This window comes from Pseudomonas sp. NFR16 (assembly GCF_900108875.1).
Lineage (GTDB): Bacteria > Pseudomonadota > Gammaproteobacteria > Pseudomonadales > Pseudomonadaceae > Aquipseudomonas.
The window spans coordinates 343,308-355,900 of record NZ_FNYJ01000001.1; the positions used below are offsets into that span (position 1 = coordinate 343,308).

Consider the following 12,593-nt stretch of genomic DNA (forward strand, 5'->3'; position numbering starts at 1 on the left):
CAGCTAAATGACCACGCCGGGTGCAAAATGATTCAAGAATGTGGGGCTTGTGATGAGTGACAGCGATCTGAGTCGACGCAAAGACGATCATCTGAACATCGTCCTGGACCGCCGTGCAAGCGGTCACGGAGCAAGTACCGGCTTTGACGCCTGGCAATTCGAACACTGTGCGCTGCCTGAACTGGATCTGGCTGCAATCGATCTGCGCAGTGCGCTGGCGGGCAGGCCACTCAAGGCGCCGCTGCTGATCAGTTCGATGACCGGCGGGGCGCAGCGGTCGACCGCCATCAACCGTCATCTGGCCGAAGCGGCGCAGGCGCTGGGCATTGCCATGGGCGTCGGTTCGCAGCGCGTCGGTCTCAGAAGCGGCAACGATCAGGGGCTGACCCGCGAACTGCGGCGCCTGGCACCAGACGTTCCGCTGCTGGGCAATATCGGCGCTGCGCAATTGCTGGAGCGCGACGGGCTCGATCTCGCACGCCGCTCGGTCGACACACTGCAGGCGGACGCGCTGATCATTCATCTCAATCCGCTGCAGGAAGCGGTGCAGACCGAGGGTGACCGGAACTGGTGTGGCGCGCTGGAGGCGATTGGCCGCACCGTTGAAACCGTCGGTGTACCAGTGATCGTCAAGGAAGTCGGCGCGGGGATCTCCGCTGCGGTGGCCCAATCCCTGGCCAGTGTCGGCGTGCAGGTCATCGATGTCGCCGGCATGGGCGGCACCAGTTGGGCGGCGGTCGAGGCCGAACGGGCGGTGTTGCCCGCCGACCGCGCGGTGGCGGCGGCCTTTACTCATTGGGGCATTCCCACGGCCACCAGCCTGCGCAGCGTACGCGAGGCGCTGCCGGGGATGACGCTGATCGCCTCCGGCGGCATCCGCGATGGCGTCGACGCGGCCAAGGCGATCTGTCTGGGCGCCGATCTGGTTGGCCAGGCGGCGGGCGTATTGCGCGATGCGACGCTGTCGACCGAGGCGGTGATCGAGCATTTCGACATCGTCATCCGGCAGTTGCGGATTGCCTGCTTTTGCACCGGGTCGGCGGATCTGACGGCGCTTCGCAACGCGCGCCTGTTGCCACGCGAGCCATGGCGCATGACGCCTCCATGAGCCACTTTGGCGTGGTGGCACCCGCGTTCTACAGTCATTTCCAGACCTTTCAGGCGTTGGCGTCAGCCCTCATCGATCGTGGCCATCGCGTCACGTTCTTTCAGCAGGCCGATACCCGCCGCTGGCTGGCGGACCCGCGCATCGCGTTCCATTCGCTGGGCGCGACCAGCCATCCGCCGGCAAGCCTTGGGCCGACATTGCAACGCGCCGCGGCATCCAATAACCCGTTGCGCCTGCGCGGGGTGATCCGCGACCTGTGCAACAGCACCCGCATGCTGTGCGCCGAGCTGCCCGACGCCTTGCGCGAACGGGGTGTCGATGCATTGCTGTGCGACCAGATGGAAGCCGCCGGTGGCCTGGTTGCTGAGGCGCTGGCGTTGCCGTTCATCTCGGTGGCCTCCGCGCTGCCCATCAACCGCGAGCCACAGATTCCGTTGGCGGTGATGCCGTTCGCCTATGCCGAGGACGAGCGCAGCAGGCGCATGTACGAAGGCAGCGAGCGGGTTTATGACTGGCTGATGCGACCGCTGAGCCGCGTCATCGGTGACGCCTGCCGACAGCTGTCCATCGAGCCGCGCAGCGGGCTTCATGAGTGCCTGTCGCCGTACGCGCAGATCAGCCAGACCTTTGACGGCTTCGATTTCCCGCGAACCCGTTTGCCGGTCACCTTCCATGCCGTCGGGCCGTTGCGCACGCCGGGGCAGCACGCGGCAGGCGAATGGAACATCGATCCCGACCGGCCATTCGTGTTCGCCAGCCTGGGCACGCTTCAGGGCGGGCGCATGGGCATGTTCACTCAGATCGCCAAAGCCTGTGCGCGACTCGACGCCCAGTTATTGATCGCCCACTGCGGTGGCCTCGGCCCGGCGCAGGAACAGCAGCTCAAGCGGATCGGGGCGACATGGGTCACCGATTTCGCTCCACAGCAATGGGCGCTGGAGAAAGCCAGCGTGGCCGTGACCCACGGAGGCCTGAACACGGTGATGGATGCAATCAAGGCACGCACGCCCATGCTGGTGATGCCCATCGGCTTCGATCAGCCCGGCGTTGCATCGCGGGTGGCTTACGCGGGCGCCGGGCTGCAGTTGGGCCGTCGCGCGCGCGCGGGCACGATTCACGAGGCGCTGAGGCGCCTGCTGGACCATCCTCCTGAGCCGCTGCAGCGTCTGGCGGCAGAACTGGATCGGGCCGGCGGCACCGCGCGCGCCGCTGACATCGTCGAGTCGGTGATCCGCAGCGTCGCGCCGGCAGCGGCGCGGGAGACTCCATGACCTACGACCTGATTTTCGCCGGAGGCGGCCTGGCCAACGGTCTCATTGCGTGGCGGCTCAGACAGCTGCGCCCCGAGCTGAATATTCTGTGCATCGAAGAGCAGCCGCACATGGGCGGCAATCACACCTGGTCGTTCCACGCGCAAGACCTCAGTGCCGCTCAGCAGCAGTGGATCGCTCCCTTGGTGGTGCAACGATGGCCTTGCTACGACGTGCATTTCCCCGGCGGCGCGCGACGGCTGCCTTCGGAATACGCCAGCGTCACGTCCGAGCGTTTCGTGCAGGTGATTGAAGCCGCGCTTGGCGACGATGTGCGCACCGGAGAAACGATCGCCGAGGTCAGTCCCCGTTCAGTGCGGCTGGCCAGCGGCGAGACGCTTCATGCCGGCGCCGTCATTGATGGGCGAGGGGTCAAAGGCAGCCCGCACCTGGTGTTGGGCCAGCAGGCGTTTCTCGGCCAGTTGCTGCAATTGCAGGCGCCTCACGGGCTCGAGGCGCCGATCATCATGGATGCGCGGGTGGCGCAGGGCGACGGTTACCGGTTCGTCTACGTGCTGCCGTTCTCAGCCGATACCGTGCTGGTTGAAGACACCCATTATGTGGATCAGCACGTACTGTGCGCCGAGCAACTGCGTCGCCATATCGACGAGTACGCCCAGGCGCAGGGCTGGACCGTCGCCGCGTGCCTGCGTGAAGAGCAGGGCGTGTTGCCCATCACGCTGGCCGGCGACTTCGATCGCTTCTGGGCGCAGGGCCAAGGGCAGCCGCGATCCGGCCTGCGCGCCGGGCTGTTCCACTGCACCACCGGTTATTCGTTGCCCGACGCCGTCAGGCTGGCCGACTGGTTTGCGTCGCAGCGCAATCTGCAAGCGGATGCGCTCGCCGACGGTATCCAGACATTCGCTCGGCAGGCCTGGCGCCGTCAGCGCTTCTATCGCCTGCTCAACCGCATGTTGTTTCTGGCGGGACGACCTCAGGACCGCTGGCAAGTCATGCAGCGCTTCTACCGCCTGCCCGAAGGATTGATCAGCCGGTTCTACGCCGGCCATAGCCGCCTGACGGACAAGCTTCGTATCGTCTCCGGCAAACCGCCCGTTCCAGTGCGCGCGGCGATACGCGCGATGCTCCGTTTCCTGCCCCGCCACTACGAGACCCGAGAATGACCGAAGCGAAGAAAGCCATCGTGATTGGCGCAGGATTTGGCGGCCTGGCCTTGGCCATCCGTCTTCAGGCGGCTGGCGTGCAGACCACGTTGCTGGAAAAACGCGACAAGCCCGGTGGACGCGCCTACGTGTACCACGACGAGGGGTTCACCTTCGACGCAGGCCCCACGGTGATCACCGACCCTACCGCCATCGAGGAGCTGTTCACCCTGGCGGGCAAGTCGATCGAGGACTATGTCGAACTGCTCCCGGTAGCGCCGTTTTATCAGCTGTGCTGGGAGGACGGATCGCGCTTCGATTACGCCAACGATCAGGCCTCGCTGGACCGTCAGATCGCTGCGTTCAACCCGCAGGACGTCGCCGGCTACCGGGATTTTCTTGCGTATTCCAAAGCCGTGTTCCGCGAGGGCTACCTGAAGCTGGGCACGGTGCCGTTTCTGTCGTTCCGCGACATGATCCAGGCGGGTCCGCAACTTGCCCGATTGCAAGCCTGGCGCAGTGTCTATTCGATGGTGTCCAGATTCATTCAGGACGACAAACTGCGGCAGGCGTTCTCCTTTCATTCACTGCTGGTGGGCGGCAACCCGTTCGCCACTTCGTCGATCTACACGCTGATCCACGCACTTGAAAGGGAGTGGGGCGTGTGGTTTCCCAAAGGCGGCACCGGCGCGCTGGTCAATGCACTGGTGAAGCTGTTCGAGGACATCGGCGGGCGCATCGAACTCAATGCCAACGTCGCGGGCATCGACATCGAGGCCAACCGGGCCACCGGCGTGCGCCTTGAGGATGGCCGCCGGATCGCGGCCGACAGCGTCGCCTCGAATGCCGACGTCGTGCACACCTACGCCCGACTCCTCGGTGATCACCCGCGCGGCGTTCAGGAAAGCGCGCGGCTCAAGGGCAAGCGCTACAGCAATTCGCTGTTCGTCATTCACTTCGGCCTGAAGCGGCCGCAGCCGCAGTTGCAGCACCACACGGTGTGTTTCGGCCCTCGTTATCGCGCGCTGATACAGGAAATATTCAAAGGTGATGCGCTGGCCGAAGACTTCTCCCTGTACCTGCACGCGCCCTGCGTGACCGATCCAAGCCTGGCGCCGGCCGGCTGTTCCAGCCATTACGTTCTGTCGCCGGTGCCGCACCTGGGCAATGCGCCCATCGACTGGAAGACCGAGGGGCCGCGTTACCGTGACCGCATATTCGACTACCTTGAAAAGCACTACATGCCTGGCCTGCGCGACGATCTGGTGACATCGCGGATCTTTACGCCAGACGATTTCCAGAGCGAACTGAACGCCCATCTCGGCTCCGCATTTTCCCTGGAACCGATCCTGACGCAGAGCGCCTGGTTTCGACCGCACAACCGCGACGCCAGCCTGCACAATGTGTACCTGGTCGGCGCCGGCACCCATCCTGGCGCCGGGGTGCCAGGGGTTATCGGTTCGGCCAAGGCCACCGCAGGCGTGATGCTGGAGGATCTGCACCCGTGAACGCCCATGACGCTGACGATCAGCACTTGCTTGATCACGCCACCACCAGCATTGCGGTCGGCTCGAAGAGTTTTGCGGCAGCGTCGCGCCTGTTCGATCCCGCCACGCGGCGCAGTGCCGTAATGCTCTATGCGTGGTGTCGGCATTGCGACGATGTCATCGACGGACAGGAAGCGGGGCACTCGGCCACGCTGGTCGGGGATCAGGAAGTCCAGCGCCGACTGGCCGATCTGGTGGCCCAGACCCAGGGCGTTTACGCCGGCCTGCCTGTAGAAACCGAGGCGTTCGCGGCGTTTCGCGACGTGGTCATTCGTCACCGGATCAAGGAGACCTATGCATTGGAGCATCTGGCCGGTTTTGCGATGGATGTTCAACAGCGCCAGTACCGCTGCGTCGACGACACGCTGGAGTACTGCTACCACGTGGCGGGCGTCGTCGGGCTGATGATGGCTCAGGTCATGGGCGTGAGCGACGAACCCACGCTGGACCGGGCATGTGATCTGGGCATGGGATTTCAGCTGACCAACATCGCCCGCGACATCGTTGAAGACGCAAGCGTCGGCCGTTGTTATCTGCCCCAGAACTGGCTGGAGGAGTTCTCGATCCCTCGCGAGCGGCTGGCCGAGGCGCAATACCGCGACGCACTGGCGGTATTGGCGCGACGACTGGTTGACATGGCCGAGCCTTTTTACACCAGTGCCGAGGCAGGCCTGACGTCCTTGCCCTGGCGCTCGGCGTGGGCAGTGGCAACGGCCAGCGGCGTGTACCGCGAGATTGGCGTCAAGGTCCGCAAGCAGGGCAGCAGCGCCTGGGATGCGCGGGTGTCCACCAGCACCTTCGACAAGCTGCGTCTGGTGCTCGCCGGACTCGGGCGTGCGATCAGCTCCCGTGGCCGTCGCTGGCCTGAGCGCAGGGCTGAGCTGTGGCAGCGTCCGCGTCATGCTTCTTCAGAGAGCCGCCATGAAGATCGCGCAGCTGCTTGCGAAGGCTCGACGTAGCGGGCGCGTAGAGAAAACCGAATGATACGCAGCGATCCTTCCCCGACACGGCGTGGTGCATCAGGTGCGCCTGATAGAGCCGCTTGAGGTAGCCGTTTCTGGGCACGTACTTGAGCGGCCAGCGCTTGTGGACCAGCCCGTCGTGCGCCAGAAAATACAGGAAACCGTACGCCGTCATGCCCGCACCGACCCACTCCAGCGGGTGCATCCCTTGTGTGCCAAGGGCAATCAGCACGATGGCAAAGCCTGCGAAGACCACCGCGTACAAGTCATTTTTTTCGAACCAGCCGGTTCGGGGCTCATGGTGGGACCGATGCCAGCCCCAGCCCCAGCCATGCATCACGTATTTATGCGCGACGAACGCGAAGCCTTCCATGCCGATGACCGTGGACAGAAAAACCAGTGCGTTCAACATCATCCGAATCGCTCGAGGGAAACCAGACTATTCAGACCGTCCCGGGCGATGGAACGTTCTGGGTTTATGCGCCGCCGGACCGTCCGGCTCACGCGGGTTCGACCACAAACACCAGGCTGGGCGGCTTGCCCGGAACGTCATCCAGCGTTGCGCTGCGGTGCATGCCGATTTTTTCCAGCACCCGGATGGAGGCCAGGTGGTCGGGCCGGACCACGGCCCAGACACGTTCGATGCCAGGCTGAGCGAACGCTGTCTGCAGGGCGAACCTGCCCAGTTCTGTCGCGTACCCCTTGCCCCACGCATCGCAGGCGAAGCGATAGCCGATGTTGAGCCGCGACTCGCCCAGATAATCGTAATGACCCACGCCGCCGAAACCTGTGAGCCGGTGCGGCGCCGCTTGTTCCGCGATTGCCCACCAGCCGAAGCCGTGCTGCTGCCAGTGTTCGATCCATGTGCGGATAAGGGCATCGGCTTGCGCGATGGACGTCATCGGTCCGGCCGGATTGAAGCGCTGGGTCTCAGGGTCGCTGTAGATGTCGAACAGGCGAGCGGCGTCGCCCGGTTCAGGAGGGCGGTAGATCAGGCGATCACTTGAAACGGGCATGGTATCGGCTCGGCGGCAGCGTGGGTTCACACCGCGCAGTATAAGCCGTGCAGATGCCCCGCGCCCGGACGTATCGCCGGGCACGATGGCAGCCCGCTCGGCCATGCAGGCTCAGTGAGAAGGCTTCACGGTTTTTCGTGGGCCAGTTCGATGTCGGCCGGTGCGACCGGGCGAACGCCGCCTGCGCGAGTGATTGCGTGCAGCACGACGCCGACCAGGAGCAGGGCACCGGCGCGCAGCCAAGTGTCCAGACTCTGCTGACTCAGCAGCAACAGGCAGGAGGCAATACCCAGCACAGGCACCCAGGTCGGTACCCGAAAGTGCGGCGTCTGCACCTTGTCCTTGCGCAACACCAGCACTGCCAGGTTGGTGCTGATGAACACGAAGAGCAGCAACAGCACGACGGTCTGCGCCAGAGTGGCCAATGAACCGGTCAGCGTCAGGATCACCGCCAGCACCGAGGTGACCAGGATCGCCACGCCGGGCGTGCGTCGCGTCGGCAGCACGTACGTCAACGGCCCCGGCAGCAAGCCCTGACGCGCCATGCCGTACGCCAGTCGGCTGGACATGATCATCGTCAGCAACGCGCCATTGGCCACGGCGACCAGAGCGATGAAGGCGAACAGACGAGGCGGGATGCCCAGCCCCGACGCTTTCACCACCTCCAGCAACGGCGCCGAAGAGTGGAGCAATTGCTCGACAGGCATGACAGCCGCGGCGGCGATGGCCACGCCCATGTAGATGGCACCGGCGATCAGCAACGCACCGAACAGCGCTCGCGGATAGGTGGTGCGCACGTTGCGAATCTCTTCCGCCAGATTGGCAGACGTCTCGAAACCGACGAACGAATAAAATGCCAGCAGCGCTGCACTCAGCACCGCGACGGCGGGGTTGATGCCGGTCTTGAAGGTCAAGGCCCTGCCCAGGTCCGCTTCACCCGAGCGGAAAAACCAGGCCGCTGCGAATATCACGATCAGCAGCCCGGAGATTTCGATCAGCGTCATGACCAGATTGGCCGACAGCGATTCCTTGATCCCGCGCGCATTGAGCAGCGCGATCACCGCCAGAAACGCCAGCGCCGCGTAATGAGGCGAAACCTCGATGAACGGCGACAGATAGTCACCTGCGAAGGCCAGAGACAAGCCGGCGGCGCTGGTCACGCCCGCAGCGAGCATGCAGAACCCGACAAGAAACGAAATCAGTGGCGATTTGAATGCCTTGCCGGCGAACACTGCCGAGGCGCCGGCGTGAGGATATTTGGTGACCAGCTCGGCATAGGAGCCGGCGGTTAGCAAAGCGAACAACAAAGCAATGAGCAACGGCACCCAGACCGCGCCGCCGACCTGGCCGGCGATGGTGCCCGCCAGCGCGTAAACGCCTGCACCCAGCACGTCGCCGAGGATGAACAGCAGCAACATGGGGCCTGAAACCGCCCGCTTGAGTGCTGATGAGGATTGACTGATTGCGCTCGCCATTGCTGCTCCTTGCTCTTCGTCTGGTCCGTGATCGGGGTCGCCAACGCGTTGCACCTCACCTCACGGCTATTCAAAAGATCGTAGGGGCGCAAGAAGATTCAGGACATTTTTCAAACCCTGGACCACGGACGGTCTCGTTGTAGCCCAGGGCTGTGGGCAGAGTCGCAGGCGTATTGCTGCAAAAAGATGACTGCTGGCGCGGGTCTGACCTATCTTTTCAAAGGATCGGCTCAGACGACCACGGGCAGAGCGCCCACACGCAGTGTTCTTTCAGAGGTTGAATATGCTCGGGCTTCATGCATGCAGACTCCTGTGTATGGCGGTCACGTTGCTGGCGCTGCCGGGCTTTGCGCTGAGCGAGCAGGCGTGCGATCACCTGAAAGCCACCGGCAACGCCGAGTACCCGCCATATCTGTGGCGCGATCCCCACGACTCCCAACGCCTGATCGGCGCCAACGCTGACCTGATCAAACATCTGGGCACGCTGTTGGGGCTGCGGATCGACGTCGTTTACGGCGGGCCGTGGTCTCGGGCGCAGGAAGAGGTGAGGGCGGGACGTATCGACATGCTCGCCGGGTATTTCGTCACGGCCGATCGTGAGCAGACGCTGAATTTCGTCAAACCGGCGTTCCTGTTCACGCCCAGCATGGTATGGGTCAGGCGCGACGAGGCCTTTCCCTATCATCAATGGTCCGACCTGACAGGGCGCAGCGGAGGAACGCTGGTCGACAACAGCTTCGGTCAGGCCTTCGATGACTACGCCAGGGCCAATCTGTCGCTGGAGGAGGTGCCCACCGCCAGCCAGGCATTTCAGAAGCTCATCCTCAAACGCAACGATTACGTGATCTTCGAACAATTTCCCGGCATGGCGCTGGCCAGGAAGCTGGGCATTGAAGCCGATGTCGTTGCGCTCGAGCCGCCGATCAACAGCGAAGGGCTCTATCTGGCGCTGTCAGCCAAGGCACCCTGCATCTCGGCGTCGCTGCGCAAACAGATCAGCAGCGAGATGCAGAAGATCGTCGCAGGCCCGCTGGCGCAGGATCTGGTGAAGGCCAATCTGGCGCTGTGGAACGCCCAGCAGCAGGCAGGTCTGAACCCTTGAAGTGTCCGGCATGGCGTGGTTCAGGCACCCTCGCAGTGCGCAGGAACCGACTCGGGCAACGCGCCTTGAATCAGAACGGCGAAGGATGCGATGGCTTCATCCATGGCGTAGCGACCTCGGACCAACGCGCCCGCCAACGCCTCGCCCGCGCCGACCAGGCCGGTGCAGCGTCGCTCCAGTTCCTCCTCTGAAACCCCCGCGTGGGGTTTCAGCACGGCCATGAACATGTGCACGCAGTTATCGAGCAACTCCTGAAAAACCGTGGCCTTCTCCTGACTGCCCGCCAGCGCGGCGCCCACCGCGTGAAACTCGTCGGTGTTGTCGGCGGCGCACTGTATGTAGGCGCTGGCCAAGACCTGTGCGGTCTCTTGCAATGACCGCTTGCCGCTGGACATGGCGTCACGGAACGCCGCGACGCGTTCGGTATCGATCCATTTGTATAGCTCGATCAGCAGGCTGGAGCGCGTGGGGAAATGATCGTAGACCACCGGTTTGGAGACGCCGGCGCGGATCGCCAGATGGCCCAGCGTCAGCCGGTCTGCGTCTTCTTCGCGCACGATCAGTAGGGCGGTGTTCAGCAGTTGTCGCCGCCGCTCGGTTTTTGAAAGCCGCCGCGATGATGGCTGAGCGGTGATGTGTTTGCTGTCTTTTTGCACGGCATCTATCCCGAATTACTAAAACCTACCAATGGTAGGTTACGGCGCTGAAGGGCCGTGTTAGGGTACCTACTACTAGTAGGTTATTACTCAGAAAACAAGGAGAACAAACGATGTCCTTGCATCCGATTCTACTGATGGGCGGTTCTGGCGCCATTGGCCACCAGACCGCACGAGCGTTGCGAGCCGTGTATCCGGACGTGCCATTGCTGATCGGCGGCCGCGACCATACCAAGGCCGAGCAGGCCGCTGTGCAGATGGGCGGCGCCGAAGGTGTGAAGATCGACCCCGGCGCAGACGATCTCGGCCTGGGCGAGCGTCGCATCAGTGGCGTCGTGGTCTTCTACATGGATCACGCCCTCGCCGGTTTGCGTTATGCGCAAACGCGTGGCATCCCGCATTTGAGTATCTCTTCCGGCGTGTTCGAAATCGCGCCGGAAATCGCCATGTACATGCACCGGCCTGACGCTGCCGCCATCGTGCTCGGCTACGAGTGGATGGTCGGCGCAACGACGGTCTCGACCCTTGAACTGGCGCGGGCGTTCGGTCGCGTTACTGACATCGCGATCCACGCGCTGGTCGACGAGCAAGACACGGGCGGCCCCACCGTCGCCAGCGATTTCGAGCACCTCAACCGCATGCTGCCTGCCGCGCTGACGCGTCGCGATGGCGTGTTCGGATGGCGCGAAGGGGAGCAGGCCAACGTCAGCTTTGAGGCGGTGGACGGTACGCCGATCCAGGCGTCCGGGTTTTCGTCCATCGACGTCACCGGCCTCGCTGCCGCGACGGGCGCTGCCAACGTGCAGTTCAATCTGGCGACGGGCGTGAGTTCGAGCCGACGGCAGGGCGGAACGATGTCGACCGAAATCATCATCGAGTTGGCGGGTGAAGACCTGCAGGGTAAACCGCTGAGCACGCGTCACGCGGTGGTGCACCCGGCGGGTGCCGCGGCGCTGACCGGCCTGAGCGTCGCCATGGTGCTTGAGCGTCTGCTGGGGCTGGACGGCCAGCCGGCAATGCCCGCGGGCCTGTATTTCCCCTATCAGGTATTGAACGCAGACAGGTTTCTCAAGCGTCTGACACAAGAAGGCGGAGCGCTGCGCGCGCTCTGAGCGCGCCTGCTTCCTTGGGCGCGGTCGGCGCGCTCGCTGGCCGTGGTCCTTGACCCGCCGCCGCGCACCGCGTCTGGATGACCGCTGAGCCCACGCCGCGAGCCGAAGCAGCGCGCACGAGTCAGTCGGTTCGAGCCCTGCGTGGAGAGGGCTTCGACCGCGCGCTCGCGTCAGCCGCAGCGCGGGCAGCGTTTTCGGGCGGTGACTGAACGCTGGTCGGAAACGCTTCGCGGTAGAAGGTTTTCAATGTATCGACGAACTCCTCCGCCAGCCGGGTGCGGGCAGCCATGGCCGGCCAGATGACGTAGGTCGGGAACAGGATGTCGGGCGCGAAGGGCCGGATCGCGATCTCGCGGTGACGGTAATCCTGAGCCACCAGTGGGTGGGCGAGGGTGATGCCCATGCCCAGCGCCACCATCTCGCAGTTGATCGCGCTGTATTGCGCCTCGACCGCCATGACCCGCTCGACGCCCGCCTGTTCGAACAGCCCGTCGACCAGTGAGCGCGTGCCATCGCCGTGGCAGAGCGAGACGAAGGTTTCGCCTTCGAGATCGGCGAAGGTGATCTGCTCGCGGCCTGCCAGCGGGTGAGCGGCGGGCAGAACGCACACCGCCGGAATCATCGCCAGCAACTCGATCTGCTCGCTGCTGACATCGCCGGGGTGGACCACGATGCCGATGTCGCAGAACTGCGATTTGACCCACTGTTCCACCGTCGGTGAGGAGTTCACGTGCAGCGACACCGTCAATTCGGGGCGCGACTGGGTGAAGGTCTTTAAGACTTTGGGGATCACGCTGAGCCCGGTGGAAGGCACGGCCGCCACCCGCAAACGGCCGGTGCCGAGATTGCGGATGTTCTTCGCCGACAGGCGCAGGCTGTCCATGCCGACATACGCGCGCTCGACTTCCTGGAAAAACGCCTGGCCTTCTTGCGTGGGGATCAGTCGCACCCCGGCACGCTTGAACAGCGTCAGTCCGGTGCTCAACTCCAGCTGTGAAATGAGCCGGCTGACATTGGGCTGCGAGGTGTACAGCACCTCGGCCGCCGCGGTCATGGAACCCAGCCGCATGACGCTGCGGAACGCTTCGATCTGTCTCAGGTTCATGGTGCCTTCCATATCAAATATGAATAACTAATCCGCATATCCGTATTTGACCATATGGGAGGGGCCTCGCAATACTCGGGTCAGCCATTCATAGCGC

The 12,593-nt window shown here is 63.9% G+C and carries 12 protein-coding genes; 7 read left to right on the forward strand and 5 right to left on the reverse strand.

The annotated features are described in order from the left end of the window. Window positions 1-52 precede the first annotated feature (52 nt). The 5 genes from fni to BMZ10_RS01665 are packed head-to-tail and all read left to right on the forward strand — an operon-like array spanning window position 53 to window position 6,027. Window positions 53-1,108: a type 2 isopentenyl-diphosphate Delta-isomerase gene (fni, locus tag BMZ10_RS01645; RefSeq protein ID WP_093458318.1), complete on the forward strand. Its 1,056-nt coding sequence runs from the start codon at window positions 53-55 to the stop codon at window positions 1,106-1,108. Beyond that, window positions 1,105-2,379: a glycosyltransferase gene (locus BMZ10_RS01650; protein WP_093458319.1), complete on the forward strand. Its 1,275-nt coding sequence runs from the start codon at window positions 1,105-1,107 to the stop codon at window positions 2,377-2,379. The genes fni and BMZ10_RS01650 overlap by 4 nt, the downstream gene beginning before the upstream one ends. Next, window positions 2,376-3,542, forward strand: a complete 1,167-nt coding sequence (gene crtY / locus BMZ10_RS01655; protein ID WP_093458320.1) for a lycopene beta-cyclase CrtY — start codon at window positions 2,376-2,378, stop codon at window positions 3,540-3,542. Before BMZ10_RS01650 ends, crtY begins: the two co-directional genes overlap by 4 nt. Then, window positions 3,539-5,029, forward strand: coding sequence for a phytoene desaturase (locus BMZ10_RS01660; protein ID WP_093458321.1), 1,491 nt, complete (start codon window positions 3,539-3,541; stop codon window positions 5,027-5,029). Before crtY ends, BMZ10_RS01660 begins: the two co-directional genes overlap by 4 nt. Then, window positions 5,026-6,027, forward strand: a complete 1,002-nt coding sequence (locus BMZ10_RS01665) for a phytoene/squalene synthase family protein (RefSeq protein ID WP_143070241.1) — start codon at window positions 5,026-5,028, stop codon at window positions 6,025-6,027. Before BMZ10_RS01660 ends, BMZ10_RS01665 begins: the two co-directional genes overlap by 4 nt. On the opposite strand, the gene BMZ10_RS01670 is transcribed toward BMZ10_RS01665, so the two are convergent. From BMZ10_RS01670 to BMZ10_RS01680, 3 genes are all read right to left on the reverse strand, one after another. Continuing rightward, window positions 5,909-6,445, reverse strand: a complete 537-nt coding sequence (locus BMZ10_RS01670; RefSeq protein WP_093458322.1) for a sterol desaturase family protein — start codon at window positions 6,443-6,445, stop codon at window positions 5,909-5,911. The two genes, BMZ10_RS01665 and BMZ10_RS01670, sit on opposite strands and share 119 nt — an antisense overlap. An 85-nt stretch (window positions 6,446-6,530) precedes the next feature. Then, complete coding sequence (locus BMZ10_RS01675; RefSeq protein ID WP_093458323.1) at window positions 6,531-7,046, reverse strand: GNAT family N-acetyltransferase; 516 nt, start codon at window positions 7,044-7,046, stop codon at window positions 6,531-6,533. Between the two features lie 125 nt (window positions 7,047-7,171). Next, window positions 7,172-8,521: an APC family permease gene (locus BMZ10_RS01680; protein ID WP_093458324.1), complete on the reverse strand. Its 1,350-nt coding sequence runs from the start codon at window positions 8,519-8,521 to the stop codon at window positions 7,172-7,174. Window positions 8,522-8,837: 316 nt separating this feature from the next. Between BMZ10_RS01680 and BMZ10_RS01685 the strand changes: the two genes are divergently transcribed. Further along, window positions 8,838-9,623: a substrate-binding periplasmic protein gene (locus BMZ10_RS01685; RefSeq protein WP_256214289.1), complete on the forward strand. Its 786-nt coding sequence runs from the start codon at window positions 8,838-8,840 to the stop codon at window positions 9,621-9,623. Between the two features lie 20 nt (window positions 9,624-9,643). On the opposite strand, the gene BMZ10_RS01690 is transcribed toward BMZ10_RS01685, so the two are convergent. Then, window positions 9,644-10,279 (reverse strand): TetR/AcrR family transcriptional regulator, encoded by a 636-nt coding sequence (locus BMZ10_RS01690; protein WP_177182022.1) that lies wholly within the window; start codon window positions 10,277-10,279, stop codon window positions 9,644-9,646. Between the two features lie 113 nt (window positions 10,280-10,392). Between BMZ10_RS01690 and BMZ10_RS01695 the strand changes: the two genes are divergently transcribed. Next, window positions 10,393-11,391, forward strand: coding sequence for a saccharopine dehydrogenase (locus BMZ10_RS01695; protein WP_093458326.1), 999 nt, complete (start codon window positions 10,393-10,395; stop codon window positions 11,389-11,391). A 121-nt stretch (window positions 11,392-11,512) separates the two neighbouring features. On the opposite strand, the gene BMZ10_RS01700 is transcribed toward BMZ10_RS01695, so the two are convergent. After that, window positions 11,513-12,496 carry a LysR substrate-binding domain-containing protein gene (locus BMZ10_RS01700; RefSeq protein WP_093458327.1) on the reverse strand — a complete coding sequence of 328 codons (984 nt, stop codon included), beginning with the start codon at window positions 12,494-12,496 and terminating at the stop codon, window positions 11,513-11,515. Between the last annotated feature and the right edge of the window lie 97 nt (window positions 12,497-12,593).

Excerpts from the sequence above, each read along its gene's own strand:
- fni (WP_093458318.1), top strand. The coding sequence starts at position 53 with ATGAGTGACAGCGATCTGAGTCGACGCAAAGACGATCATCTGAACATC.
- BMZ10_RS01650 (WP_093458319.1), top strand. The coding sequence starts at position 1,105 with ATGAGCCACTTTGGCGTGGTGGCACCCGCGTTCTACAGTCATTTCCAG.
- crtY (WP_093458320.1), top strand. The coding sequence starts at position 2,376 with ATGACCTACGACCTGATTTTCGCCGGAGGCGGCCTGGCCAACGGTCTC.
- BMZ10_RS01660 (WP_093458321.1), top strand. The coding sequence starts at position 3,539 with ATGACCGAAGCGAAGAAAGCCATCGTGATTGGCGCAGGATTTGGCGGC.
- BMZ10_RS01670 (WP_093458322.1), bottom strand. The coding sequence starts at position 6,445 with ATGATGTTGAACGCACTGGTTTTTCTGTCCACGGTCATCGGCATGGAA.
- BMZ10_RS01675 (WP_093458323.1), bottom strand. The coding sequence starts at position 7,046 with ATGCCCGTTTCAAGTGATCGCCTGATCTACCGCCCTCCTGAACCGGGC.
- BMZ10_RS01680 (WP_093458324.1), bottom strand. The coding sequence starts at position 8,521 with ATGGCGAGCGCAATCAGTCAATCCTCATCAGCACTCAAGCGGGCGGTT.
- BMZ10_RS01685 (WP_256214289.1), top strand. The coding sequence starts at position 8,838 with ATGGCGGTCACGTTGCTGGCGCTGCCGGGCTTTGCGCTGAGCGAGCAG.
- BMZ10_RS01695 (WP_093458326.1), top strand. The coding sequence starts at position 10,393 with ATGTCCTTGCATCCGATTCTACTGATGGGCGGTTCTGGCGCCATTGGC.
- BMZ10_RS01700 (WP_093458327.1), bottom strand. The coding sequence starts at position 12,496 with ATGAACCTGAGACAGATCGAAGCGTTCCGCAGCGTCATGCGGCTGGGT.